This is a genomic window from Xanthobacter sp. ZOL 2024 (assembly GCF_052932325.1).
Window position 1 is genome coordinate 647220 of the sequence record NZ_CM128808.1, and the last position, 26147, is coordinate 673366.

Here is a 26147-nt window from a genome sequence, read left to right on the forward strand (position 1 = left end):
CTCACGGTTGCGCCCCTCTCGGCAAGGCCGCAGCCGGGCGGCAACGTCGCAGGGATCAACGCGGCGCGCGCGTCGCATTGATCCGCCGCAAGGCGCCTCGACCGGCACCGCGGAACCTTAAGAGCATGGCCGGACCGAACCGTCCGGACACATGACGCAGCAAGGAGGCAAGCCATGGGATCCTTCGCCAAGTCCAACCGTCTGGTGCTGGTGGCCGACGGCGCGAAGGCGCTGCTGTTCGCCGATACGGGCATCGCCCCCCAACCCAAGCTCACGGTGGTGGAAACCGTGACGGAGCCGCATCCCTCCACCACGGCCCAGGGCACGGAGCGGCCCGGTCGGGTGCACGAATCGGCCGGCGTCTCCCGCAGCGCCGTGGAGCAGCCCGACCTCCATGATGCCGCCGAGACCGCCTTTCTCACCCGGCTGGCGGCCCGCCTCGGCGCGCTGGTGGAAAGCGGCGAGGTGAAGCGCATCCTGCTGGTGGCGCCGCCGCGGGCGCTGGGAGTGCTGCGCGAGGCCCTGCCCGCCGCCGTGCGCCCACTGGTCAGCGGTGAGGTGGCCAAGGATCTGGTGAAAATGCCGGTGGACGAGATCGAGCGGCTGATCGCCACCTGAACCAACCAGACGAACCGCCGGATCAACGGAAACGGGAAACGCTCCGCCATGGCGCCCACCGGCCCCCAAGCTCCAGTGCCGCCCGCTCCAGAACCGCCCGCTCCAGAGCCGCCATGCCCCACCGCCCGGCGGGCCGGGCGGCTGGCCCTGTGCGCGGTTCTCGTCACTTTGGTGGCGATCAGCGGCGCCGTGGTCACCCGTCCGGCCATTCCCGGCTGGTATGCGGGGCTCGAGAAGCCGGCGTTCACACCGCCCAACTGGGCCTTCCCAGTGGCCTGGACCCTGCTCTACGCCGCCATGGCCCTCGCCCTGTGGCGGCTGTGGGAGCGCCCGCCCAGCCCGGCGCGACGGCGGGCCATCCTTCTGTTCATGGTGCAACTGGCGCTGAATGCCGCCTGGTCCCCGGTCTTCTTCGGCCTGCACGCGCTCCAGGCCGCTCTCGTGCTCATCGGACTGCTGGTGGTGGCCCTCGCCGCCACCGTGCGCGCGGCGCTGGCGGTGGATGGCCCGGCGGCGGCGCTGCTGCTGCCCTATCTGGCCTGGGTGTGCTACGCCGCAAGTCTCAATGCCATGATCGCGCATCTCAACTGACGCGGCGGGCGGCGGGGGAACGCCATGCTCCACTGGTCCATCACTCTGTTCATTCCGCTGGCCCTGGCCCTGGTGGCTGGCGTGCTGCTGCTGGGCCTGTTCAATTTCGCCGCCGGCGGCAGTCCGCAGCGCTCACAGCTGCTGATGCGGCTGCGCATCATTTTCCAGCTTCTGGCGGTGCTGCTGGTGGCCGCCACGGTGTTCGCCATGTACCGATAGGCCACGCGCGCCACCGCGAGCGATCATCCGGCACCACGCCCGCCCGAACGTCAGCGGCCGGAACGGCCCATGCCGGAGCCGATGCACCGGCGCCAGATGACGCCGGCAACCGGGTGCGCTATGCGAGCCCACCCGCGGCCGCCACCGCCCGCGCCGTGTCTCCCCAGCCTCGAGGCCCTGCCCATGGTCAAGCTCAACAAGATCTACACCCGCACCGGCGATGCCGGCACCACCGGCCTCGGCACCGGCGCGCGGGTGGCCAAATACGACCTGCGGGTGGCGGCCTATGGCGCGGTGGACGAGACCAACGCCGCCATTGGCATCGCCCGCCTGTACCTGGCCGGCGAGCCGGAATTGGCGACCATTCTCACCCGCGTGCAGAACGATCTGTTCGATCTCGGCGCCGACCTGTGCACCCCGGCCACCGCCGACGAGGCCCCGGGAGCGGCCCTGCGCATCGTGCCGGCGCAGGTGGATGGCCTGGAACGCGACATCGACACCCTAAACGCCGCCCTCACCCCCCTCACCTCTTTCGTGCTGCCGGCCGGCAGCCCGGCTGCGGCCCACCTGCATCTGGCCCGCACCATCTGCCGGCGGGCCGAGCGGGACATGGTGCAGCTCGCCCACAGCGCCCCCGACGCCGTCAGCGCGCCGGCGCTGCAATATGTGAACCGGCTGTCGGATCTGCTGTTCGTCGCCAGTCGCTACGCCAACGGGCGCGGCACCGCCGATGTGCTGTGGGTGCCCGGCGGCGGTCGCTGAGGCACCGCCCGTTCCGCTTCCCCTCCCTCCTTCCGCCGGGGACGACGCCATGTTTGTGCCCGTTGCCGACAGCAACCCGCTGGAGCACGTGCGCCGGCCGTACGTGACCTACGGGCTCATCGCCCTCAACCTGGCGGTGTTCGTGCTGCTGCAGCAGGGCTATGGCGGAGCCCCGGCGCAGGCGGGCATGCTGTCGTTCGGCGCCATTCCGGCGGTGCTCACCGGCGCCGCCGTGCTGCCCGAGGGCTATCTGCAGCTGCCGGCCGACCTTGCGCTGGTGAGCTACATGTTCCTGCACGCGGGATGGCTGCACCTTCTCGGCAATATGGCCTTCCTCTGGGTGTTCGCCGACAATGTGGAGGACGCCATGGGCCATGGGCGCTTCCTCCTCTTCTATCTGCTGTGCGGCATCGCCGCCGGCCTCGCCCATGTGGCGGCGCAACCGGATTCGGAAGCGCCCCTGGTGGGCGCCTCCGGCGCGGTGGCGGGGGTGATCGCCGCCTATGTGATCCTGCATCCCCACATTCGGCTGTGGGCGCTGGTGCTGGCCAAGATCCCCCTGCGGGTGCCGGCCTATGTGATGATCGGCGGATGGCTCGCCCTGCAGGTGTGGCAGATTCTGACCGCCAGCGATGGGGAGACCGCCTGGTGGGCGCATCTCGGCGGCTTTCTCGCCGGGGCGGTGCTGGTGGTGGTGATGCGGCGGAGCGGAGTGCCGCTGTTCGATCGCGATCCATCCGGTGGCGGGGGCGGCCGGTGACCATTCAAGCGCGAGCGTTGACACGATTTATGCCCCCTCCTACGTTGCCGGCCCTAAGGTTTGCTGCAATGCAGGGAAACCGAAGGAAGTGGAGGCCTCGGCGCCGTTCGCGCGCTGCCGGACCTTCTGATCGTCAGACGGGGAGCACGCCTTTATGAAGATCTTGGTGCCCGTGAAGCGGGTAGTGGATTACAACGTCAAAGTCCGGGTGAAGTCGGACGGCTCGGGTGTCGAGCTGGCCAATATCAAGATGTCCATGAACCCGTTCGATGAGATCGCGGTGGAAGAGGCTCTGCGCCTCAAGGAAGCCGGCAAGGCGACCGAGGTGGTGGCGGTGTCCATCGGCCCGGCCCAGGCTTCCGAAACCCTGCGCACGGCTCTGGCCATGGGCGCGGACCGCGGCATTCTGGTGAAGACCGATACGGCGGTGGAGCCGCTGGCGGTGGCCAAGATCCTGAAGGGCGTGGTGGGTGAGGAAGCCCCCGGCCTGGTGATCCTCGGCAAGCAGGCCATCGACGACGACTGCAACCAGACCGGCCAGATGCTGGCGGCGCTGCTGGGCTGGCCCCAGGGCACCTTCGCCTCGAAGGTCGCGGTGGAAGACGGCGGCTTCGCGGTGACCCGTGAGATCGACGGCGGCCTGCAGACCGTGACCCTCAAGGGCCCGGCGGTGGTGACCACCGACCTGCGCCTCAACGAGCCGCGCTATGCCTCGCTCCCCAACATCATGAAGGCCAAGAAGAAGCCGATCGCCGAAAAGACCCCCGCCGACTACGGCGTGGACGTGGCGCCGCGTCTTCAGGTGCTGAAGACCGCGGAGCCCGCCGGCCGCAAGGCGGGCGTGAAGGTCGGCTCGGTGGCCGAGCTGGTGGCCAAGCTCAAGGACGAGGCGGGGGTGATCTGATGGCGACTTTGCTTCTCGCCGAACACGACAATTCTTCTCTCAACGGCGTCACCGCCAAGGCCCTGACCGCCGCCGCCGCCCTCGGCGCCCCGGTGGACGTGCTGGTGGCCGGCAAGGATGCCAAGGCGGTGGCCGAGGCAGCCGCCAAGCTGTCCGGCGTCAACAAGGTGCTGCTGGCCGACGACCCGCTCTATGCGCATCGCCTGGCCGAGCCGCTGGCGGCGCTCATCGTGTCGCTGGCGCCGGGCTATGACGCCATCGTCGGCCCCTCCACCGCCATGGTGAAGAACGTTCTGCCCCGCGTCGCCGCTCTGCTCGACGTGATGCAGATCTCCGACATCATCAAGGTGGACGGCGCCGACACGTTCGAGCGTCCCATCTATGCCGGCAACGCCATCCAGACCGTGAAGTCCACCGACGCCAAGAAGGTGATCACGGTGCGGACCGCCTCGTTCGCCGCCACCGCCGAAGGCGGCGCGGCGCCCGTCGAGGCGGTGGCCGTGGCGGCCGATCCGGCCGTTTCCACCTTCGTGGAAGAGGCCATCGCCGCCTCGGACCGTCCCGAGCTCACCGCCGCCAAGATCATCGTGTCGGGTGGCCGTGCGGTCGGCTCGCGCGAGAAGTTCGCCGAGCTGATCGAGCCTCTGGCGGACGAGCTGGGTGCGGCCGTCGGCGCCTCCCGCGCCGCGGTGGATGCCGGCTACGCCCCCAACGACTGGCAGGTGGGCCAGACCGGCAAGGTGGTCGCCCCCGAGCTCTACGTGGCGCTCGGCATCTCCGGCGCCATCCAGCACCTGGCCGGCATGAAGGACTCCAAGGTCATCGTCGCCGTCAACAAGGATGAGGAAGCCCCCATCTTCCAGGTGGCCGACTATGGTCTCGTGGGTGACATCTTCACCGTGGTACCTGAGCTGAAGGCGGAAATCGCCAAGATCAAGGGCTGAGGACGCGCGGCCGCGAACCTTCGCGGCCGCCGTCCGCCGTCGACGCGCAGGACCGTGGGGATCTTCTATCCCGATGGTGACTTGCCGTAAGATCACCGGCACCGGGCCGTCGGCCCGGGCCAATCCCTATTCGGGCGCCGTCCCCCGGCCCCAAGGCAAAATGAGAGAATCATGCCGGTCGAGATCAAGAAGGTCGGGGTTATCGGCGCCGGCCAGATGGGCAACGGCATCGCCCACGTCTGCGCCCTGGCGGGCTATGACGTGTACCTCAACGATTTGGATCCCGAGCGGATCCGCGCCGGCATCGCCACCATCAACGGCAACATGGCCCGCCAGGTCTCCAAGGGCCATGTCACCGAGGAGGCCCGCCAGGCCGCCCTCGCCCGTATCCAGGTGGCCAACGCCACCGAGGATCTCGCCCCCTGCGACCTGGTGATCGAATCGGCCACCGAGCGGGAAGAGGTGAAGCGCAAGATCTTCATCGGCCTGTGCCCGGTGCTGCGGCCGGATGCGCTGCTGGCCTCCAACACCTCCTCCATCTCCATCACCCGCCTTGCCGCCGTCACCGACCGGCCGGAGCACTTCATCGGCGTTCACTTCATGAACCCGGTGCCGCTCATGGAGCTGGTGGAGCTGGTGCGCGGCATCGCCACCGACGACGCCACTTTCGACCTGGCCAAGACCTTCGTCTCCAGCCTGGGCAAGACCTATGCGGTGGCCGAGGACTTCCCGGCCTTCATCGTCAACCGCATCCTGCTGCCGATGATCAACGAGGCCATCTACACCCTGTACGAGGGTGTCGGCTCGGTGGACGCCATCGACAAGGCCATGCGGCTCGGCGCCAACCATCCCATGGGTCCGCTGCAGCTCGCCGACTTCATCGGCCTCGACACCTGCCTCGCCATCATGCAGGTGCTGCACGAGGGGCTGGCCGATTCCAAATATCGCCCCTGCCCGCTGCTGGTGAAATATGTGGAAGCCGGCTGGCTCGGCCGGAAGACCCATCGCGGCTTCTACGATTATCGCGGCGAAAAGCCGGTGCCCACCCGCTGATCGGGCGAGCGCACCGCGATACCATTTTAAGATCCTCCCTGCAAAAGCCCGGCTCAGCCGGGCTTTTGTTCGTCTGAAGGCGAGGATGGGGCCTTCGGCGGCCGCCTCGCTCGCCTCCACGGCCGAGGAGTCAGCCCTCGCAGAGCGCCTCCTCGGGCGCGCTGGCGGCGGTGGCCGGCAACTCCACCCGCTGCACCAGCCCCCCACCGGGGCGGTTCACCAGGGTCAGGCGCCCTCCATGGCGGCCGATGATCTCATTGGCGATGGCCAGCCCCAGCCCGGCCCCGGGGATCTTCGCCTGGCGCGCCGGATCGACCCGGAAAAAGGGCTCAAATACCTGTCCCATCAAGGCTTCAGGGATGCCCGGCCCATCGTCCTCGATGCTGAGAACCGCCCGCGCCTCCCCCTGCCCCCCGGCATCCCGCCACAACGCCACACGGGCGCCCCCACCATGGGTGGCGGCATTGACGATGAGGTTGCGCAGCGCCCGTTTCAGAGACAGGGGCCGAGCCAGGACGAGAACCGGCTCCGCCTTCAATAACAAGGCCTTGCGACCGCTTTCGACGGTTTCCGTCACCACCTCCGCCACCAGCCGGTCGAGCCAGACCGGCGCGCCGGGACCGGCCTCCACCTCCTCCCGCACCAGCCGGATGGCGCTGTCGGCGATGCGGTCGAGCTCGGCGAGATCGGACAACCACTGTCCCCGCTCCTCGTCATCGGCGATGAATTCCGCCCGCAAACGCATACGGGTCAAGGGAGTCCGCAGATCATGGGCGGCCCCGGCGACGATCCGCATCCGGCTGTCCATGGCCCCCTTGAGCCGGGCAGACAGGCGATTGATGGCGGCAGCCGCCGCCCGCACCTCAGCCGGCCCCTCCTCCGGCAACACCGGTGGCTCGCCATTGGGCCCGATCTGCGCCGCCGCTTCCTCGATCAGCGACAAGGGCTTCATCAACCGCCGCATCACCAGCAGCACCACCACGGTGATGCCCGCCACCATCAGCACCAGCCAGGTGGCGAGATTCAAGGTCCAGCTGGGATGCCCCCCGGGCCCCGGCGGCAACGGCAGGCCGAACAGGCGATCATTGGTGACCAGCCAGCGGCCGTCGGGCAACTGCAGCGCCGCCAGAGGCGGACCGCCATCGGCGGGCGCGACAACCCGCACCGCCCCTGTCTTTCCAAAGCGTTGCAACGCCCGCGCGAGATCCTGAGACGGGAAGTCCAGCACCCCCCCCGCCGGCGGCTCGGAGCTTAGGCCCACCCCGGTCCGCCCAATCCCGGGCAGCGCGTCCGGAGCTTTGGCGGCGAGGTCGGCGAGAAAGGCCAGCTGGCCTGCGGTCTCCTCCGCCATATTGGGCGGCGGGCCCGACGGCGCGGTGATGAAGAAGGAGGCGACGTTGGCAAACGCCACCACCAGCACCATGGCCACCACCATCAGCGCCGTCACTTGCGCGCGCAGGCTTTTCATCGGCAATGCCTTGATCGGCAGGGACTTCATGCGGTGGCATCCTCGATCTCGACCCGCACAGCCAGCTGGTAGCCGCCGTTGCGCAGGGTCTTGAGGATCTGATAGGCACCCTGGTCGCCGAGCTTACGGCGCAGCCGGCTGACCAGCACGTCCACCGAGCGGTCGAAGGGCCCGGCCTCGCGGCCCTTGGTGATATCCAGCAATTGCTCGCGCGAGAGGATACGCCCCGGCCGCTCCAGAAAGGCCATCAGAAGATCGAACTCGGCGCCGGTGAGCGCCACCTCCGTGCCGTCCTCGGCGGTGACCCGGCGCAGGTCCGGCTCGGCGCGGAAACCGGCGAAATGGAAGGCGCGCGGCGTCTCCGCCTGCGCCTCGCTGGGCGCGGTGCGCCGCAGCACGGCGCGGATGCGCGCCACCAGCTCGCGCGGGTTGAAGGGCTTGCCGAGATAATCGTCGGCGCCGATCTCCAACCCGATGATGCGGTCCACATCCTCCTTCAGCGCCGTCAGCAGAATCACCGGCACGTTGGAAGTGGCCCGCAGGTCGCGACACAGATCGAGACCGGACACGTCGGGAAGCATCAGATCGAGCACCACGAAGTCGATACGCTGGGTGGCCAGCTTCTCCCCCATCTCCTTGCCATCTCCGGCAGTGGAGACGCGGAATCCCTGGCCCACCAGATAGCGGCTCAGAAGCTTGCGGATCTCCTGGTCGTCATCGACGACGAGAATATGGGCGCCACTCTCCACGGGCTTTGGCCTCCTGTCCTTCATTGTCCTTATCCGTCTTTGCCCGTGTCCCCGCATGGCGGCGTGCAACGATCCGTTGCTCGGCCGCCGGATGCAACATTCAGATACATTTTGGCCCTCCGGGAATACGTTGGGAAACCTGCGGACCTTCACCAGCAACAGGAACGGGGCACTGTCCGGCCATCGCAAACGTCACGGAGGCGGTAAAGATGGTGCGCCAAAGTGTTCGGATTCTGCTGTTATCGAGCGTGGTGACGAGCGTCGCCCTGGTCGGCGTGGCGGCAGCCCAGAACAGCTCCGGCAAGACCCAGGATCGGTTGCCGCAGATCGCCAGCGAAAGCGTGATGGCCCGCACGCAGGTCGCCGCGCTGGATCGTCCGCCTGGACAGCCGCTCGCGGGTCCGCAGCTGGCTTCGGCTGGCCCCCACCCGCAGCCGCCCTTCGCGGCCGCTCCGGGCCCCGTCCGACCCGGCCAGCCCGGCGGGCGCCGCATGGGACCGCCAGGCCCGCCGCCGCCCGGCCCACTCGCTTTGGCAGGTCGTCTCGCCGCGGCCGAAACGGCCATCGGCATTCGCGTCGACCAGCTTGATGTCTGGCGGGACTTCACCGATGCCCTGCAGGCCACGGCCACGCCGCCCCGGCCGGCCCGCCGGCCCGCTCGTCCGGCTCGATCCGATACCGCCGATACCGCCGAGGCGGACGCTCCGGCGCCGTTCAGCGGCATCGAGGCGATGGCGAGCCGCCTGCAGGAGCGCGGCAAAGCCGGCGAGCAGCTGGCTAAGGCAACCGCCGCCCTCAAGGCCAAGCTGACCCCCGCCCAGCTCGAGCGGGTGGCCCAGCTGGGTCCAGCCCTCATGCCGCCGCGGCGCCCGGCGCCGCCCGCTCCGCTTGGCGGCCCCAACGGGCCGGATATGCCGGGACCCGGCATGGAGGGACCCGACATGACCGGGCCCGAGATGGATGGCCCCGGGCCCGACGGACTGGGCCAGCCCTGAGTTCGCCTCCGCCTGAGCACATCAGCCGGAGGCTTCGGAAAGGAAGGGATTCTCGCCGCCCTGATCGTCCCTTCCCCACAGCGGGTGCGTTTCGACGCACCCGCTGTTTCTTTATGGGGGTCATGACCCGAAGGTTCATGGCCGGCGCGGCCCACCCTCTTCGCGCTGCAAGAAGACGCGGCCGTCATACGGTTGTAGCATCATCTGCCTATACACCCTGAAAACGGTTTCAGGACATCGACCCGAGGGCACGACCCACGCGAAGCGATGTCCGCCCGTCGGCGCTGGCATGACGGTCACGGTTGAAACCGGAAACAGGGACTGGATGCGGAGAGTGCCGTGGCCCGGGTCGTCACCATACGCACTGTCGCCGAGCGGGCGGGCTGTTCCATCGCCACCGTCAGCCGCGTCATTAACGGCTCGGCCCGCACCAGCCCGGAGGTGGAAGCCCGGGTGCGCGCCGCGGTGCAGGAACTGGGCTTCCGCCCCAGCGAGATCGGCCGCTCGCTGAAGACCCTGCGCACCCGCACCCTGGGCGTGGTCATCCCCAGCCTCACCAACCCGGTGTTCGCCCTTTCGGTGTCGGGCATGGAGGATGGCGCGCGGCAGCGCCGGCATACCCTGCTGCTCACCACCACCGACTATGACCCCACCCGCGAGCCGGAGATGGTGGAAACCCTGGTGGCGCAGAATGTGGCCGGGCTGGTGCTGACGGTGACGAATGCCGACAGCAATCCCTCCCTCGACCTCTTGGAGGCGGAAGGCATCCCCTACGTGCTGGTCTATAACGAGCCCACCCGGCCGGACCGGGCTGCTGTGTGCGTGGACAACGCCGGCGCCACCCGCGCCCTCACGGAGGCGATGATTGCCGATGGCCATCGGCGCATCGTCTATCTCGGCGGGCGCTTCGCCAGCTCCGACCGGTCACGCCGGCGCTATCTGGGCTACGTCACCGCCATGGAACGGGCGGGGCTGCCGCCCGAGCCGGCGGTGGAGCTGGATTACCTCGGCGATGCCGAAGGCCACGCCCGTGCGCTCGCCGCCCTGTTCCGCGACCGGCACCACCCCACCGCCGCCTTGTGCTCCAACGATCTCCTGGCCATCTCGGTGGCCGGTGCCCTGCGCAAGCTCGGCCTGGAGGTGCCCGGCGACGTCTCGGTGGCAGGGTTCGACGGCATCAGCCTCGGCAGCCTGATCACCCCGGCGCTCGCCACCATCGCCACGCCCAACCGGCGCATGGGCGAGCGGGCCGTGGAAAAGCTCTTCGAGATGATCGAGCAGGGCGCGCCGCCCAGCATCGAGCACCTCGACTACACCATTCGCCCGGGAGGCACGCTCGCCTCTGCACCGGGCGGGACGGCGGAAGCCCGCGAGCAGCATCCGCCATGTGCCGCGTACCAGACCGTTCCTCCCTCATCATCACCGACCAGCGATTGAGGTTCACCATGCTTCGCCTGATCTCACGCGCGCTCCTGGCGGGCGCGCTCGGCTGCGGCCTCACGGCGCTTGCGGCGCCCGCCGCCTCGGCCGCCGATGCCATCTGCTACAATTGCCCGCCCGAATGGGCCAATTGGGGCGCCATGCTGAAGGCCATCAAGGCCGATACCGGCATCGACGTGCCGCAGGACAACAAGAATTCCGGCCAATCCCTCACCCAGATCCTGGCGGAAAAGGCGAGCCCGGTGGCCGATGTGGCCTATCTGGGCGTCACCTTCGGCATCAAGGCCAAGGATGCCGGCGTCACCCAGCCCTACAAGCCCAAGGGCTTCGAGGAGATCCCCGAAGGCCTCAAGGACAAGGATGGCAACTGGTTCACCATCCATTCCGGCACCCTCGGCTTCTTCGTGAACAAGGAGGCCCTCGGCGGCGCGCCGGTGCCGGCCTGCTGGGCCGACCTGCAGAAGCCCGAATACAAGGGCATGGTGGGCTATCTCGACCCCACCAGCGCTTTCGTGGGCTATGTGGGCGCCGTGGCGGTGAACAATGCAATGGGCGGCAGCCTCGACAATTTCAAGCCGGGCGTCGACTACTTCAAGAAGCTGCAGGCCAATGACCCCATCGTGCCTAAGCAAACCTCCTATGCCCGCGTCGTCTCCGGCGAAATCCCGATCCTCTTGGATTACGACTTCAATGCCTACCGGGCCAAATATAACGAGAAGGGCGACTTCGCCTTCGTCATCCCCTGCGAAGGCACGGTGGTGGTGCCCTATGTGATGAGCATGGTGAAGGGTGCCCCGCACCCGGAAGCCGCCAGGAAGATCCTCGACTATGTGCTCTCCGACAAGGGCCAGGCCATGTGGGCCCAGGCCTATCTGCGCCCTGCCCGGGCGGTGGAACTGCCCAAGGAGATCTCCGAGCGCTTCCTGCCGGCGGCCGATTACACCCGCGCCAAGCCGGTGGACTATGCCAAGATGGAAGCCGCCCAGAAGGGCTTTGCCGAAGCCTATCTGAACGAGGTGAAGTGAGCGCCTCGCGCGCCTCGCCACTCACGCCCCACCCCCTCAGGGTGGGGCTCCTCCCCCGCCCCCAGCCGTGAAGCCGCGCCCATGACCAGCGCCGACCGTCTCGCCCGCCTGTTCCTGCTGCCCTTGTTCCTGTTCGTGGCCGCCTTCTTCGTGCTGCCGCTGGTGCGGCTCGTCGCGGTGGCGGGTGGCGGACCCAACGGCGCCACGGAATATCTCGCCATCCTCACCAACCCGCGGCATCTGCAGACGCTGATCTCGACCCTGCTGCTGTCAGCGGCGGTCACCTTCGCCACCCTCGCCATCGGCACGGTGGTGGCCCTGTTCCTCGCCCGCAACAGCTTTCCCGGCCGGGCGCTGCTGGTGTCCCTGCTCACCTTGCCCCTCGCCTTCCCCGGCGTGGTGGTGGGCTTCATGATCATCCTCCTCGCCGGGCGCCAGGGACTGCTTGGCAACGCCACCCAGGCGCTGGGGCTGGGCAAGTGGGTGTTCGCTTATTCCATGGGCGGGCTGTTCGCGGGCTATGTCTATTTCTCGCTGCCGCGGGTTCTGGTGACCCTGATGGCGGCGGTGGACAAGCTGGACCCGAACCTGGAGGAGGCCGCCCGCTCGCTGGGCGCCAGCCGTTTGCACGTGATGCGGGACGTGACCCTGCCGGGCATCGCCCCGGCGCTGATCGCCTCCGGCGCCATCGCCTTCGCCACCGCGGTGGGGGCGTTCGGCACCGCCTTCACCCTCGCCACCCGCATCGATGTGCTGGCCATGACCATCTATACGGAGTTCACCCTCAACGCCAATTTCGCCACCGCCAGCGCCCTGTCCCTGGCGCTGGGGCTGATCACCTGGGGCGTGCTGGCGCTCACCCGCAGCCTCTCGGGCTCCGGCGTCGCGGCGGCGGGTTGAGGAGCGTTCCATGAGCCCACGTTCCATGAGCCCCCATCGCCTGACTTTCGCTTTGCAGCTCCTGGTGACCCTTGCGGTCGCCGCCTTCCTGCTGGTGCCCGCCGGCGCCTCCATCCTCGCCGGCTTCACCGCCAATTACTTCCGCGGCCCCAGCTCCGGCCTGACCCTCGACTGGGTGAAGGAGGTGCTGAAGCTCTATTCGGACACCATCGGCTTCTCCATCGCACTGGCCCTCGGCACCCTCGCCGTCACCCTGGTGCTGGGGGTGCCGGCGGCCTGGGCGTTGGTGCGCAAGCCGGGCCGCATGGCGCGGCTGGTGGAAGAGGTGGTGACGCTGCCGGTGGCCATTCCCGGCCTTGCCCTCGCCCTCGCCCTCATCATCGCCTATGGCGGCTTTCGCGAATTCCGCATGAGCCCCCTGTTTATCCTGGTGGGGCACGTGCTCTACACTTTGCCCTTCATGCTGCGCTCGGTGATGGCGGTGCTTGCCGCCGTGGATGTGCGCACCCTGGAGGAAGGGGCGGCCTCGCTCGGCGCCTCACCGCTGCAGCGGTTCTTCCATGTGGTGGTGCCCAACGCCAAGGGCGGCATCCTCGCCGGGGCGCTGATGGTGGTGACCCTCTCCATCGGTGAGTTCAACCTCACCTGGATGCTGCATACCCCCCTCACCAAGACCCTGCCGGTGGGCCTTGCCGACAGCTACGCCTCCATGCGGCTGGAGATCGCCAGCGCCTACACGCTGGTGTTCTTCGTGATGATCGTGCCGCTGCTGGTGGCGATCCAGATGTTCGGCCTCGAACGCCCCCTCAAGACCCGCGCCCAGCCCCCCACAAAGGCCGACAGGGGCCCGCCGCTGATCGCCGGAGAACAGCCATGACCTTAACCGCCACCGGCGCCGCCATCACCCTTTCCGGCTGCGGCAAGACCTTTGCCGACGGCACCCGGGCGCTGGAGCCCCTCGACCTCTCCATTCCGGCCGGGGAAACCCTGGTGCTGCTCGGCCCCTCGGGCTGCGGCAAGACCACGCTTTTGCGCATCATCGCCGGGCTGGAGAGCCCGGACGCCGGCGGCCACATCGCCTTCGACGGCGCGGACGTGACCACCCTGCCCATCGAGAAGCGCAACGTGGGCATGGTGTTCCAGTCCTATGCCCTGTTCCCCAACATGAGCGTCATCGACAATGTCGCCTATGGCCTTCGGGTACGCGGCGTCGCCAAGGCCGAGCGGCTGCGCCAGGCCCACGCGGTGCTGGAGATGATGCGCATCGACACCCTGGCGGAGCGGCGCATCACCCAGCTTTCCGGCGGCCAGCGCCAGCGGGTGGCGCTGGCCCGGGCGCTCGCCGTGCGGCCGCGGGTGATCCTGCTGGACGAGCCCCTCACCGCCCTCGACGCCGCCTTGCGCGAGCATCTGCGGGCCGAGATCGATTCCCTGCTGCGCCGGCTCGCCATCACCGCCATCTATGTCACCCATGACCAGGCCGAAGCGCTGGCGCTGGGCGACCGCATCGTCGTCATGCGCCAGGGCGCCATCGCACAGGTGGGCACGCCGCGCGAGGTCTATTTCCAGCCGCAGAACGATTTCGTCGCCACCTTCGTGGGCACCACCAATCGCCTCGCCGGAAGCCTCAAGGCCGGCCATTTCGCCAGCGCCGCCGGCAGCCTGCCGTTTGCGGGGGCGGACAAGGCGGAAGCCACCCTGCTGTTCCGCCCGGAGGCGGCCAGCCTGTGCGCGCCGGAAGAAACGGGGCTCGTCTTCCAGGTGGAACAGGTGCAGTTTCAGGGGGCGCGGCAGCGCGTGGTGCTGGCCGGGGCCGACGGGACGCGGGTGGTGGTGGAAGCCCCCGCCGAGCAGCTCGTCGCCGCCGGCGCGGCCATGGGGCTGCGGCTCGATCCGTCTCGCCTGTCCCTCGTGTGATGGTTGCCGACACCGCCCATGCTCATCGCCCAGCTCACCGACACCCACATCCGCCTGCCCGGAACCCTCGCCTATGACGTGGTGGACACCGCCGTCTTCCTCGAAGCGGCGGTCCGCCACATCCTGACACTGACGCCGCGCCCCGACGCGGTGATCGTCACCGGCGACCTCACGGATTTCGACAAGACCGAGGAATACGCCCGCTTCCAGCAGATCCTCGCGCCGCTGCCCATGCCGATCTTCCCGGTGCCCGGCAATCACGACAGCACGCAGGGCGTGCTGGCCGCGTTTCCGGAGGTGGCCCGCCGCGCCACGGCCGGCAAGGCGCACTATGTGGTGGATGAGTTTGCCCTGCGCCTGGTGATGCTGGATTCCAGCGTGCCGGGCCGGCCCTATGGGGAGATCGGCGCCACCGGCCTCGCCTTCCTTGAGGGCACCCTTGCGGCTGCGCCGGCGCGGCCCACCTTCATCTGCGCCCACCATCCGCCCTTCCTCACCGGCATCCGCCATATGGACGTGCAGAACCTGTTCGACGCGGCGGATCTGGCGGCGGTGATCCGCCGGCATCCCCAGGTGCTGGGCTATACCTGCGGCCACGTGCACCGCACGGTGACCACCACCTTCGCCGGCATCGCCGCCACCATCGCCCCGGCGCCGGCCCATTCGGTGAGCCTCGCCCTCGATCCGCAAGCCCCGCCCACCTTCCATATGGAGCCGCCGAGCCTCGCCCTGCATCGCTTCGCCGACGGGCAGTTGGTGACCCACCGCAGCTTCATCGGCGATTTCCCCGGGCCCTACCCCTTCTTCGGGCCCGACGGACGCATCATCGGCTCGGCGCGCTGACCTTCGGCCCGGACATCCGCGGCAGATAGCTGCCCCCCTCCCGCGCCAGGAAGGCCTGCAGGGCCTGGCCGGCGGGCAAGAGGCGCTTGCCCCGCGCCCGCACCACCAACCACTGGCGCATCACCGGCAGGCCGCGGACCTCGAGGATGGTGAGGCGGCCGTCCGCCACCTCCGCCGCCACCGTGTGGGCGGAGATGAAGGACAGGCCGAGCCCCGCCATCGCCGCCTGCTTGATGGTCTCGTTGGAGCCGATCTCCATGGCGATGGGGGGCGGCGGGGCGCCAGCTTCGGCGAACACTTTCTCCATCAGCATGCGCGTGCCCGATCCCTCCTCGCGCATCAGGAACGCCTCGCGCGCCAGATCGTGCGGGGTGAGGCGCCGCCGCCGGGCCAGCCGGTGCTCCGGCGGAGCGATGACCACATGGGGGTGATCGCCGATCACCTCCATCTCGGCATCAAGATCCAGCGGCGGGCGGCCCATCACCGCCAGATCCACATCGAGATTGGCGAGGCCGGCGATGATGTCCGCCCGATTGCCGATAACCAGTTTCAGCTCGATGGCTGGATGGCGCTTGCGAAAGGCGGCGAGCGCCATGGGCGCGAAATATTTGGCGGTGGAGACCACTCCCACCACCACCGCGCCGGCATCGGGGCTCTTCAGCGCGAGGATGGCCCGCTCCGCCTCGCCAAGCGCCTGGGAGACACGCTGCGCCGCAGCAATCAGCTCCCTTCCCGCGGCGGTCGGTCGCAGCGCGCCGGCCACCCGCTCGAACACGGGCATGCCCAGTTCTTCCTCCAGCGCCTTCATCTGAGCGGTCACCGCCGGCGGGCTCAAATTCAGCTCCTGCGCGGCTTTGGCATAGGAGCCGGAAGCCGCGGCCAGGGCCACCAGACGCAGCTGCTTCAAGCTCCAGTGCAGTGCCATATTCAGATTGCCTGAATTCGATATTCAGATCATTCAAATTTACCGAATGCGCGGCCCGATGCAACTTTCGTTCAACAAAAGAGGAGGTCGCCATGGGTGCCGACGCCGCCATCGGGCAGATCAAGGATGCGAAGAAAAGGTACGCCGCCGGCGTGCTGAAATATGCCCAGATGGGCTATTGGGATGGGGACTACCAGCCCAAGGACACCGATGTCCTGGCCCTGTTCCGCATCACCCCGCAGGAGGGTGTGGACCCGGTGGAGGCCGCCGCCGCGGTGGCCGGTGAAAGCTCCACCGCCACCTGGACCGTGGTGTGGACCGACCGCCTCACCGCCGCCGACGTCTACCGCGCCAAGGCCTACAAGGTGGAGCCGGTGCCGGGCCAGCCGGGGCAGTATTTCTGCTGGGTCGCCTATGATCTCGACCTGTTCGAGGAAGGCTCCATCGCCAACCTCACCGCCTCCATCATCGGCAACGTCTTCTCCTTCAAGCCACTGAAGGCGGCGCGGCTGGAGGACATGCGTCTTCCCGTCGCTTATGTGAAGACCTTCCGCGGCCCGCCCACCGGCATCGTGGTGGAACGTGAGCGCCTCGACAAGTTCGGGCGCCCTCTGCTGGGCGCCACCACCAAGCCGAAGTTGGGTCTTTCCGGTAAGAATTACGGCCGCGTGGTCTATGAAGCCCTGAAGGGCGGCCTCGATTTCGTGAAGGACGATGAAAACATCAACTCGCAGCCCTTCATGCACTGGCGCGACCGCTTCCTCTACTGCATGGAAGCGGTGAACAAAGCGCAGGCTGAGACCGGCGAGGTGAAGGGCCACTACCTCAACATCACCGCCGGCACCATGGAGGAGATGTACCGCCGCGCCGACTTCGCCAAGGAGCTCGGCTCCGTGGTGGTGATGGTGGATCTGATCGTCGGCTGGACCGCCATTCAGTCCATCTCCAACTGGTGCCGCGAGAACGACATGATCCTGCACATGCACCGGGCGGGACATGGCACCTACACGCGGCAGAAGAACCATGGCGTGTCGTTCCGCGTCATCGCCAAGTGGCTGCGCCTCGCCGGTGTCGATCACCTGCATGCGGGCACCGCCGTGGGCAAGCTGGAAGGCGACCCCATGACCGTGCAGGGCTATTACAACGTCTGCCGTGAGATGGTGACGCAGACCGACTACACCCGCGGCCTCTATTTCGATCAGGATTGGGCCGGCCTGCGCAAGGTGATGCCGGTGGCCTCCGGCGGCATCCATGCCGGCCAGATGCACCAGCTCATCGACCTGTTCGGGGAGGATGTGGTGTTGCAGTTCGGCGGCGGCACCATCGGCCATCCCGATGGCATCCAGGCCGGCGCCACCGCCAACCGGGTCGCCCTCGAAGCCATGATCCTCGCCCGCAACGAGGGGCGCGACATCCGGAACGAGGGGGCGGAAATCCTCATCACCGCCGCCAAGACCTGCGCGCCCCTCAAGGCCGCGCTCGATACCTGGGGCGAGGTGACCTTCAACTACGCCTCCACCGACACGTCTGATTTCGTGCCCACCGCGTCTGTCGCCTGAGGACACTGCCATGCGTATCACTCAAGGAACCTTTTCCTTCCTTCCCGACCTCACCGACACGCAGATCAAGGCTCAGGTCCAGTATTGCCTGGAACAGGGCTGGGCGGTCTCGGTGGAATACACGGACGATCCCCATCCCCGGAACAATTACTGGGAGATGTGGGGCCTGCCCATGTTCGATCTCAAGGATGCCGCCGGCGTGTTCGGCGAGATCAACGCCTGCCGCGCCACCTTCCCGAACCAATATGTGCGGGTGAATGCCTTCGACTCCACCCGCGGCTGGGAGACGGTGCGCCTGTCCTTCCTGGTGCAGCGGCCGGCCAAGGAAGACGGCTTCCGGCTCGATCGCACCGAAGGGCCCGGCCGCACCCAGCGCTATGCGATGCGCCATCGCGCCCAGTTCGAGGCGCGCTGACCGCGGCACGCACGGCCCCCGGCGCGACGACGGCCCCCGCCGGGGGCCCCTTTCAGGTTTCTTCCATCGTGTCACCAGCGCGGCTGTTCCCACCGCGCAACTTAGCCGAGGATCGAGCGATGCTTGACGCAACCCTCTCCGCACCGTCCGCCGCGTTGCCGGCGCGGGACGCCGACGGCAAGCTCGACCTCGGTGCTCTCTTCACCGAGAGCGAGGTTCCTGAATTCCTGGCCGATCTCGAAGCCGACCTGATCGGCCTGAAGCCGGTGAAGCGGCGCATTCGCGAGATCGCCGCCCACCTGGTCATCGGCCGCGCCCGCGAAAGCCTCGGCCTCAATGCCGGCGCCCCCACCCTGCACATGGCCTTCACCGGCAATCCCGGCACGGGCAAGACCACGGTGGCGCTCAAGATGGCGCAGATTCTCCACCGGCTGGGCTATGTGCGCCGGGGTCATCTTGTCTCGGTGACGCGGGACGACCTTGTGGGCCAGTATATCGGCCACACGGCACCCAAAACCAAAGAGATCTTGAAGAAAGCCATGGGCGGCGTCCTCTTCATCGACGAGGCTTACTACCTGTACCGCCCGGAGAACGAGCGGGACTACGGGCAGGAGGCGATCGAGATCCTGCTGCAGGTGATGGAGAACCAGCGCGACGATCTGGTGGTGATCCTGGCCGGCTACAAGGACCGCATGGACCGCTTCTTCGAGAGCAATCCCGGCTTCCGCTCCCGCATCGCCCACCACATCGACTTCCCCGATTATGAGGACGACGAACTGGTGGCCATCGCCAAGACCATGGCCGAGGCGGCCGACTACCGCTTCAACGCCGAGGCCGAGCAGGCGCTCGCCGATTATGTGACGGCGCGCCGGGCCCAACCCAATTTCGCCAACGCCCGCTCCATCCGCAACGCCTTCGATCGCATGCGCCTGCGCCAGTCGCTCCGGCTGTTCGACCAGGGCGGGCTCACCGACCGTGATGCGCTTGAAACCCTCACCGAAGGGGACGTGCGGGCGAGCCGGGTGTTTTCCGGCGGCATCGACGCTCCCCAGCCGGGACCGGCCGTTTGATTTTCTGGCGCCGCCCGACGGCGCATGGGGACAAGAACAGGTGAGACGGCCCGCAAACGGGCCGCAGGGCAAAGACCCTCAGGGAGATGAACGTCATGTTGGAGCCGATCCCGGAGCCGGCCGCCGCCGCTCTGATCACCGATCCCCACGCGCCGCCGGCCGCGTCCGGAGAAGCCGCCCGCCCGGCACCGCCCGTGGCACCGCTGGGCACGCCTCTGGCCGAAGTGCTCGACGCCTGGGCCGGCGCCGACACCCGCCGCCGAAGCGTGAGCGACACCCTGACCGCGCTGGCGGCTGGCGCCATCGCGCTGGCGGCACGGATCTCCGAGGGTCCTCTCGGCGGCGATTTCGGCGCCACTCTGTCCTCCGGCGAGGCCGGTGAGGGGCAGAAGGCCCTCGACGTCATCGCCAACGACCTCATCATTGCGGCGCTCGCGACCGCGCCGGTGGCGGCGGTGGCCTCCGAGGAAAACGAGGCGGCGGTGGAGCTCAACCCCGACGCGCCGCTTTTGGTCGCCATCGACCCCCTCGACGGCTCCTCCAACATCGATACCGACCTGTCGGTGGGCACCATCTTCGCCGTGCTACCCCGCCCCGAAGGCGCCACCGGCGCCGATGCCGCCGCCTTCTTCCAGAGCGGACGCGATCTACTGGCCGGCGGCTATGTGATCTACGGGCCGCACGTGGCGCTGCTGCTGAGCGTGGGCGCCGGCACCTGGCATTTCGCCCTCGACCGCGCCAGCACCTTCCGCCTCGCCGAAGCCAACGTGGCGGTGAAGGAGAGCACGGCGGAATTCGCCATCAACATGTCCAACTACCACCATTGGGACGATCCGGTCCGGGCCTATGTGGATGATTGCCTGGCCGGCCGGAAGGGCCCGCGCGAGCGCGATTTCAACATGCGCTGGGTGGCCTCCATGGTGGCCGACGCCCACCGCATCCTGCGGCGCGGCGGCATCTATCTCTACCCCGGCGATACCCGGAAGGGCTACGCCCAGGGCCGGCTCCGGCTGCTCTATGAGGCATTCCCCATCGCCTTCCTGATGGAGCAGGCGGGCGGTGCCGCCACCGACGGGCGCGGCGCCATTCTCGACCGCACCGCCAGCGCCCTGCACCAGCGGGTGCCCCTGGTGTTCGGCTCCCGCGAGGAGGTGGCCCGGGTGGGCCGCTACCACGACGAACCCGCCGGCCACGGCGCCCGCTCGCCGCTGTTCGCGCGGCGCGGCCTGTTCATCTGACCGGGCGGGAGCCATAAGATGTCGATCAAGCATCCCATCATCGTCGTCACCGGCTCGTCGGGGGCCGGCACCACCTCGGTCAAGCGCACCTTCGACCAGATCTTCCGCCGCGAGGGCGTGAAGGCGGCCTATGTGGAAGGCGATGCCTTTCACCGTTACGACCGCTTCGAAATGCGCGAGCTGATGGCGGCCGAGGCCACCAACGGCAACCGCCATTTCAGCCATTTCTCGCCTCAGACCAATCTTCTGGGCGAGCTGGAAACGCTCTTCCGCGACTACGGCACCAACGGCTCCGGCCGCTTCCGCCATTATGTGCACGATGCGGACGAAGCCCGCCTTTACGGCACCGAGCCGGGACGCTTCACACCTTGGGAGCCGGTGGAAGACGGCACCGATGTGCTGTTCTACGAGGGCCTGCACGGCGCCGCCGTCACCGACGAGGTGAATGTCGCCCGCCATGCGGACCTGAAGATAGGCGTGGTGCCGGTGATCAATCTCGAGTGGATCCAGAAGATCCACCGCGACAAGGCCACCCGCGGCTATTCCACGGAAGATGTCACCGACACCATCCTGCGCCGGATGCCCGATTACGTGCGCTACATCTGCCCGCAGTTCACGGAGACGGACATCAACTTCCAGCGGGTGCCCACGGTGGACACCTCGAACCCGTTCGTCGCCCGCTGGATCCCGACGCCCGATGAATCCATGGTGGTCATCCGCTTCCGCGATCCCCATGGCATCGACTTCCCCTACCTCCTGTCGATGATCCACAACTCCTTCATGTCGCGGGCGAATTCCATCGTCATCCCGGGCAATAAGCAGGATCTCGCGATGCAGCTCCTGCTCACCCCGCTGATCATGAAGCTGATGGACCGCAAGCGCCGAGCGGAGTGAGCCGCACCGACGCTGAACCCGAGCTCCTCCTCGCGCGGGAGGCTGCGGGGGAGGGCGGCATGTCCCCGATGCCCTGGGGACCCGTGGCGCCGCCCTCCCCCCTTTACCCGACGTGTCGGAACCTGAGGTCGAGAGGACCCATCATGAATGCCATTGCTGACGTCCTGACGCCTGCGGCCCCGCTGGACCGCACCCCGGGCAGCCTCGCCTGGCCGGTCACCGCCGCCCTGCGGGCCCTCGCCATGGATGGCGTGGAGCAGGCCAAGTCCGGCCATCCCGGCGCGCCGCTGGGCATGGCGGAGATCGCCACCGTGCTGTGGCGCGACCATCTGCGGCACAATCCCACGGATCCCGCCTGGCCCGACCGCGACCGCTTTGTGCTGTCCAATGGCCATGGCTCCATGCTGATCTATGCGCTGCTGCATCTCACCGGCTACGATCTGCCCATCGCCGAGCTGAAGCGCTTCCGCCAGCTCCATGCCCACACCCCGGGCCATCCCGAATACGGCATGACGCCGGGGGTGGAGACCACCACCGGCCCGCTCGGCCAGGGCCTCGCCAATGCGGTGGGCATGGCGCTGGCGGAGAAGACCCTGGCGGCCCAGTTCAACCGGCCAGGCCTCACCGTCGTCGATCACCGGACCTTCGTGTTTCTGGGCGACGGCTGCCTGATGGAAGGCATCAGCCACGAGGCCTGCTCGCTGGCCGGCCGGCTCGGCCTCGGCAAGCTGGTGGCCTTCTATGACGACAACGGCATCTCCATCGACGGCAAGGTGGAGGAGTGGTTTGCCGATGACACGCCGGCCCGTTTCGCCGCCTATGGCTGGCAAGTCATCCCCGCCGTGGACGGTCACGATCCGGCGGCCATCGCCACGGCGCTGGAGGCGGCGCTGGCGGAGACGGAGAAGCCCACCCTCATCTGCTGCAAGACGGTGATCGGCCGCGGCGCCCCCACCAAGCAGGGCCACCAGGACACCCACGGCGCGCCGCTCGGGGCGGAGGAGATCGCCCGCACCCGCGCCGCCATGGGCTGGGAGCATGCCCCGTTCGAGGTGCCGGCGGACATCTACGCGAAATGGGATGCCCGCAAGGCCGGCGCCGCCCGTCAGGCGGCCTGGGAGGCGCGCATGGCCGCCTACGCGCGCGCCTATCCCAATGAGGCCGCGGAATTCCGCCGCCGCCTCTCCGGCGCCCTGTCGGACGCCTTCGAGAGCACCTTCGCCGCCACCCTCGCCCGCGCGGTGGAGAAGAACGAGACAATCGCCACCCGCAAGGCCAGCCAGCAGGCTCTCGCCGCCCTGGCGCCAGCCCTGCCGGAGCTGCTGGGCGGGTCCGCCGACCTTGCCCATTCCAACCTCACCACCTTCCCCGGCGCGACGCCGGTGACCCGCAATCCTGCCGGCAACCAGGTGTTCTACGGGGTGCGCGAGTTCGGCATGTCGGCCATCGCCAACGGCATCGCGTTGCATGGCGGCTTCATCCCGTTCGTCGCCACCTTCCTGGTGTTTTCCGATTACGCCCGCAACGCCATGCGCATGAGCGCGCTCATGGGGCAAAGGGTGATCTACATTCTCACCCACGATTCCATCGGCCTGGGCGAGGACGGCCCCACCCACCAGCCGGTGGAGCATGTGGAGAGCCTGCGCCTCATCCCCAATCTCGATGTCTGGCGCCCGTGCGACGGGGTGGAGACCCTGTTCGCCTGGCGCGCTGCTCTCACCCGGCGCGATGGCCCCACCGCCCTCATCCTGTCGCGCCAGAACCTGCCCGGCTGGCCACGCACGGTGGAGCAGCTCGCCGCCGTTCCCGCCGGCGCCTATGTGCTGCGCGACAGCCCCACGGCGCCGCAGGCGGTGCTGGTGGCCACCGGTTCCGAGGTGAAGCTCGCGGTGGCGGCGGCCGAGGCGCTGGAGACCGAAGGCATCGGCACCCGGGTGGTGTCCATGCCCTGCCGCGAGCGGTTCGAGGCAGCCCCCCTCGCCAGCCGCGCGGCGCTGCTGCCAAAGGGCCTGCCGGTGATCGCGGTGGAAGCGGGGGTGACCCGCGGCTGGGCCGGGCTCGGCCTGGGCGGCGTCACCGCCATCGGCATCGACCGCTTTGGTGAATCGGCGCCGGAAAAGGATCTCTGGCCCCTGTTCGGCTTCACCGTGGAGCGGGTGAGCGACGCGGTCCGCGCCGCCCTCGCCTGACGCCCCACAGCCCCATCCCGCAACGCATCCAAGGAGAGGACAATGGCCCTCGTGTCCATGCGCCAGCTGCTCGACCACGCGGCGGAACAGGCCTATGGCCTGCCGGCGTTCAACGTGAACAACATGGAACAGGTGAAGGCGATCATGGAGGCGGCCCGCGCCACCGCCTCGCCGGTCATCCTCCAGGGCTCGGCCGGAGCGCGCAAATATGCCGGCGAGCCGTTCCTGCGCCATCTCATCGCCGCCGCGGTGGAGGCCTATCCGGAGATCCCGGTGGTGATGCACCAGGACCACGGCGCCTCCCCCGCCGTGTGCATGGCCGCCATCCGCTCCGGCTTCTCCTCGGTGATGATGGACGGCTCCCTGAAGGAGGACGGCAAGACCCCCGCCGATTACGATTACAACGTCGCCGTCACCGCCAAGGTGGTGGAGCTCGCCCATGCGGTGGGCGTGTCGGTGGAAGGCGAGCTCGGCTGCCTCGGCTCGCTGGAAACCGGCAAGGGCGAGGCCGAGGACGGGCACGGCGCCGAGGGCGCCCTCGATCACGACAAGCTGCTCACCGATCCGGACGAAGCCGCCGCCTTCGTGAAAGCGACCCAGTGCGACGCCCTGGCCATCGCCATCGGCACCTCACACGGCGCCTACAAATTCACCCGCAAGCCCACCGGCGACATCCTCGCCATCGACCGCATCAAGGCCATCCATGCCCGCATTCCCACCACCCATCTGGTGATGCACGGCTCCTCCTCGGTGCCCCAGGAACTGCTGGCGGAGATCCGCACCTATGGCGGCGACATGAAGGAGACCTATGGCGTGCCGGTGGAGGAGATCCAGGAAGGCATCCGCCACGGCGTGCGCAAGGTGAATATCGACACCGACATCCGCCTTGCCATGACCGCCGCCATGCGCCGCGTGGCCGCCACCAAGCGTTCCGAGTTCGATCCGCGCAAGTTCCTGGCCGCCGCCATGGACGAGGCGAAAGCGGTGTGCATCGCCCGCTTCGAGGCGTTCGGCTCGGCCGGCCAGGCGGAGAAGATCAAGCCCGTGGAGCTGGATGAGATGGCCCGCCGCTACGCCACCGGCGCCCTCACCCAGACCGTCCACACCACCCGCGCCGCAGCATAAGCGGAACGGATCGGGGCGCAGCGCCGTCTCTCGGTCCGCGCCGCCCCCAAAGCCGCCACATCCCCTCTCCCGCGTGCGGGGGAGGGACAGGGAGGGGGCAGGGACGCCGAGGACGACCGCCACGCCGGGAAGCCCAGCGCCCCTTCGGATGGCAGCGGGGCACCATAACCCGTGGCATTCCCCCTCCCCACCCCTCCCCCGCGTGCGGGGGAGGGGGCGGCGTCCAGCAAAAGGCGGTCGCGGCCCCCCTCCACCGCCGCCCCACATCACGCCCTCGGTGCGTGAATCTCAGGAGAGCGCCATGGCCCGTGCCCATCCCATCATCGCCCCGTCGATCCTCTCCGCCGATTTCGCCCGGCTCGGGGCCGAGGTGGAAGCGGTGCTGCACGCCGGGGCCGAGTGGATCCACTTCGACGTGATGGACAACCATTACGTCCCCAACCTCACCATCGGCCCGCTCGTGCTCCAGTCCCTGCGCAAGGCCACCGATGCCTTCATCGACGTGCATCTGATGGTGAAGCCGGTGGATGGAATGATCGAGGCGTTCGCCGCCGCCGGGGCCGACCTCATCTCCTTCCATCCGGAAGCGAGCGAACATGTGGACCGCTCGCTGCAGCTCATCCGCTCAAAGGGCGTGAAGGCCGGGCTGGTGCTGAACCCGGCGACGCCCCTCAATGTGCTCGACCACACGCTGGACGCCCTCGACCTGGTGCTGGTGATGTCGGTGAACCCCGGCTTCGGCGGCCAGGCCTTCATTCCCGGCGCCCTCGACAAGCTCGCCGCGCTCCGCGCGCGCATCGATGGGTCCGGACGCGACATCCGCCTGGAGATCGACGGCGGGGTGAAGGTGGACAATATCGGCGCCATATCCGCCGCCGGGGCCGATACCTTCGTGGCCGGAAGCGCCATTTTCGGCGCCGGCGACTACGCCGCCACCATCAGCGCCATGCAGCGGGAGATCCGCGCCGCCCTCGGGGCGGCCGCGGCGGCCTGAAGCCTACCGCCGATCCTGAAAGAAGGCGCGCAGCACCTCCGCCGCCTGCCGCTCGGCAATGCCGCCATAAACCTCGGGGGCGTGGTGGCAGGTGGGCTGGGAGAAGAAGCGCGGGCCGTGCTCCACCGCCCCACCCTTGGGATCGGCGGCGCCAAAATAGATGCGCCGCAGCCGCGCGAACGAGGCCGCCGCCGCGCACATGGCGCACGGCTCCAGCGTCACATAGAGATCGCAGCCGATCAGCCGCTCGGACTTGAGCCGGGCCGCCGCCGCGCGGATCACCAGCACCTCCGCATGGGCGGTGGGATCGTTGAGCTCGCGGGTGCGGTTGCCATCGCGCGCCACCACGTCGCTACCACGCACCAGCACCGCCCCCACCGGCACCTCGCCCCGCTCCGCCGCCGCCCGGGCCTCGTTGAGCGCCATCTGCATGAAGGTTCCGGACATGGGCGTTCCTGCGTTTGAGGGGCGGGAGATGGCGCCGGCTGCCGCCGTTCCGTTCAAGGAAACGCGAAAAAGCGCCGCCGCGCTCGCCGCGCCACATTTGGTG

27 protein-coding genes are annotated in these 26147 nt (G+C 68.6%); 23 read left to right on the top strand and 4 right to left on the bottom strand.

The genetic code is table 11. The features are described from left to right. Window positions 1–174: 174 nt before the first annotated feature. The 8 genes from ACU4E7_RS03190 to ACU4E7_RS03225 all read left to right on the top strand — a co-directional run bounded on the left by ACU4E7_RS03190 (window position 175) and on the right by ACU4E7_RS03225 (window position 5851). The gene (locus ACU4E7_RS03190; protein WP_238120493.1) at window positions 175–618 is read left to right on the top strand and encodes a host attachment protein; all 444 of its coding nucleotides are present in this window, start codon (window positions 175–177) and stop codon (window positions 616–618) included. Between the two features lie 48 nt (window positions 619–666). Then, window positions 667–1209 (top strand): TspO/MBR family protein, encoded by a 543-nt coding sequence (locus ACU4E7_RS03195; protein WP_447020623.1) that lies wholly within the window; start codon window positions 667–669, stop codon window positions 1207–1209. Between the two features lie 24 nt (window positions 1210–1233). After that, complete coding sequence (locus ACU4E7_RS03200) at window positions 1234–1428, top strand: twin transmembrane helix small protein (protein ID WP_238120491.1); 195 nt, start codon at window positions 1234–1236, stop codon at window positions 1426–1428. A gap of 183 nt (window positions 1429–1611) precedes the next feature. After that, complete coding sequence (locus tag ACU4E7_RS03205) at window positions 1612–2190, top strand: cob(I)yrinic acid a,c-diamide adenosyltransferase (RefSeq protein ID WP_447020624.1); 579 nt, start codon at window positions 1612–1614, stop codon at window positions 2188–2190. A gap of 49 nt (window positions 2191–2239) precedes the next feature. Continuing rightward, a complete protein-coding gene (locus ACU4E7_RS03210; RefSeq protein ID WP_447020625.1) occupies window positions 2240–2950 on the top strand; it encodes a rhomboid family intramembrane serine protease in 711 nt (236 codons plus the stop codon). 154 nt (window positions 2951–3104) lie between these two features. Then, complete coding sequence (locus tag ACU4E7_RS03215) at window positions 3105–3854, top strand: electron transfer flavoprotein subunit beta/FixA family protein (protein ID WP_238120488.1); 750 nt, start codon at window positions 3105–3107, stop codon at window positions 3852–3854. Beyond that, window positions 3854–4798 (top strand): electron transfer flavoprotein subunit alpha/FixB family protein, encoded by a 945-nt coding sequence (locus tag ACU4E7_RS03220; RefSeq protein ID WP_447020626.1) that lies wholly within the window; start codon window positions 3854–3856, stop codon window positions 4796–4798. The genes ACU4E7_RS03215 and ACU4E7_RS03220 overlap by 1 nt, the downstream gene beginning before the upstream one ends. A 171-nt stretch (window positions 4799–4969) precedes the next feature. Next, a complete protein-coding gene (locus tag ACU4E7_RS03225; RefSeq protein ID WP_238120486.1) occupies window positions 4970–5851 on the top strand; it encodes a 3-hydroxybutyryl-CoA dehydrogenase in 882 nt (293 codons plus the stop codon). Window positions 5852–5981: 130 nt separating this feature from the next. Here the strand turns inward: ACU4E7_RS03225 and ACU4E7_RS03230 are convergent, their stop codons facing one another. Then, window positions 5982–7349 carry an ATP-binding protein gene (locus ACU4E7_RS03230; protein WP_447020627.1) on the bottom strand — a complete coding sequence of 456 codons (1368 nt, stop codon included), beginning with the start codon at window positions 7347–7349 and terminating at the stop codon, window positions 5982–5984. Next, window positions 7346–8068, bottom strand: a complete 723-nt coding sequence (locus ACU4E7_RS03235; RefSeq protein ID WP_238120484.1) for a response regulator — start codon at window positions 8066–8068, stop codon at window positions 7346–7348. The genes ACU4E7_RS03230 and ACU4E7_RS03235 overlap by 4 nt, the downstream gene beginning before the upstream one ends. Before the next feature lie 209 nt (window positions 8069–8277). Here ACU4E7_RS03235 and ACU4E7_RS03240 point away from each other — a divergent pair, with 209 nt between their 5' ends. From ACU4E7_RS03240 to ACU4E7_RS03270, 7 genes are all read left to right on the top strand, one after another. After that, complete coding sequence (locus ACU4E7_RS03240) at window positions 8278–9063, top strand: Spy/CpxP family protein refolding chaperone (protein ID WP_447020628.1); 786 nt, start codon at window positions 8278–8280, stop codon at window positions 9061–9063. A gap of 339 nt (window positions 9064–9402) precedes the next feature. Then, complete coding sequence (locus ACU4E7_RS03245; protein WP_447020629.1) at window positions 9403–10500, top strand: LacI family DNA-binding transcriptional regulator; 1098 nt, start codon at window positions 9403–9405, stop codon at window positions 10498–10500. An 8-nt stretch (window positions 10501–10508) separates the two neighbouring features. Further along, window positions 10509–11528 carry an ABC transporter substrate-binding protein gene (locus ACU4E7_RS03250; protein WP_447020630.1) on the top strand — a complete coding sequence of 340 codons (1020 nt, stop codon included), beginning with the start codon at window positions 10509–10511 and terminating at the stop codon, window positions 11526–11528. A gap of 81 nt (window positions 11529–11609) precedes the next feature. After that, the gene (locus ACU4E7_RS03255; protein WP_447020631.1) at window positions 11610–12428 is read left to right on the top strand and encodes an ABC transporter permease; all 819 of its coding nucleotides are present in this window, start codon (window positions 11610–11612) and stop codon (window positions 12426–12428) included. Window positions 12429–12438: 10 nt separating this feature from the next. Continuing rightward, entirely contained in the window at window positions 12439–13305 is an 867-nt protein-coding gene (locus ACU4E7_RS03260; RefSeq protein ID WP_447020632.1) for an ABC transporter permease, read from the top strand. Next, window positions 13302–14345, top strand: a complete 1044-nt coding sequence (locus ACU4E7_RS03265) for an ABC transporter ATP-binding protein (RefSeq protein WP_447020633.1) — start codon at window positions 13302–13304, stop codon at window positions 14343–14345. Before ACU4E7_RS03260 ends, ACU4E7_RS03265 begins: the two co-directional genes overlap by 4 nt. Before the next feature lie 18 nt (window positions 14346–14363). Beyond that, entirely contained in the window at window positions 14364–15188 is an 825-nt protein-coding gene (locus ACU4E7_RS03270; RefSeq protein WP_447020634.1) for a phosphodiesterase, read from the top strand. On the opposite strand, the gene ACU4E7_RS03275 is transcribed toward ACU4E7_RS03270, so the two are convergent. Further along, a complete protein-coding gene (locus ACU4E7_RS03275) occupies window positions 15169–16113 on the bottom strand; it encodes a LysR family transcriptional regulator (protein ID WP_447020635.1) in 945 nt (314 codons plus the stop codon). The two genes, ACU4E7_RS03270 and ACU4E7_RS03275, sit on opposite strands and share 20 nt — an antisense overlap. A 92-nt stretch (window positions 16114–16205) precedes the next feature. On the opposite strand from ACU4E7_RS03275, the gene ACU4E7_RS03280 reads away from it, so the two are divergent. From ACU4E7_RS03280 to rpe, 8 genes are all read left to right on the top strand, one after another. Continuing rightward, the gene (locus tag ACU4E7_RS03280; RefSeq protein WP_238125011.1) at window positions 16206–17672 is read left to right on the top strand and encodes a form I ribulose bisphosphate carboxylase large subunit; all 1467 of its coding nucleotides are present in this window, start codon (window positions 16206–16208) and stop codon (window positions 17670–17672) included. 10 nt (window positions 17673–17682) lie between these two features. After that, on the top strand, window positions 17683–18087 hold the full coding sequence (locus ACU4E7_RS03285; RefSeq protein ID WP_238120474.1) for a ribulose bisphosphate carboxylase small subunit: 405 nt from the start codon (window positions 17683–17685) through the stop codon (window positions 18085–18087). A gap of 119 nt (window positions 18088–18206) precedes the next feature. Continuing rightward, window positions 18207–19157 (top strand): CbbX protein, encoded by a 951-nt coding sequence (gene cbbX / locus ACU4E7_RS03290; RefSeq protein WP_447020636.1) that lies wholly within the window; start codon window positions 18207–18209, stop codon window positions 19155–19157. A gap of 95 nt (window positions 19158–19252) precedes the next feature. Continuing rightward, window positions 19253–20395 (top strand): class 1 fructose-bisphosphatase, encoded by a 1143-nt coding sequence (locus ACU4E7_RS03295; RefSeq protein WP_447020637.1) that lies wholly within the window; start codon window positions 19253–19255, stop codon window positions 20393–20395. An 18-nt stretch (window positions 20396–20413) separates the two neighbouring features. Continuing rightward, complete coding sequence (locus ACU4E7_RS03300; RefSeq protein WP_447020638.1) at window positions 20414–21289, top strand: phosphoribulokinase; 876 nt, start codon at window positions 20414–20416, stop codon at window positions 21287–21289. A gap of 143 nt (window positions 21290–21432) precedes the next feature. After that, complete coding sequence (gene tkt, locus ACU4E7_RS03305; RefSeq protein WP_273546095.1) at window positions 21433–23478, top strand: transketolase; 2046 nt, start codon at window positions 21433–21435, stop codon at window positions 23476–23478. 42 nt (window positions 23479–23520) lie between these two features. Further along, on the top strand, window positions 23521–24603 hold the full coding sequence (gene fba / locus ACU4E7_RS03310) for a class II fructose-bisphosphate aldolase (RefSeq protein WP_238120470.1): 1083 nt from the start codon (window positions 23521–23523) through the stop codon (window positions 24601–24603). 301 nt (window positions 24604–24904) lie between these two features. Further along, entirely contained in the window at window positions 24905–25597 is a 693-nt protein-coding gene (gene rpe / locus ACU4E7_RS03315; protein ID WP_447020639.1) for a ribulose-phosphate 3-epimerase, read from the top strand. A gap of 3 nt (window positions 25598–25600) precedes the next feature. On the opposite strand, the gene ACU4E7_RS03320 is transcribed toward rpe, so the two are convergent. Then, window positions 25601–26044 (bottom strand): nucleoside deaminase, encoded by a 444-nt coding sequence (locus ACU4E7_RS03320; RefSeq protein WP_238120468.1) that lies wholly within the window; start codon window positions 26042–26044, stop codon window positions 25601–25603. Window positions 26045–26147: the final 103 nt, after the last annotated feature.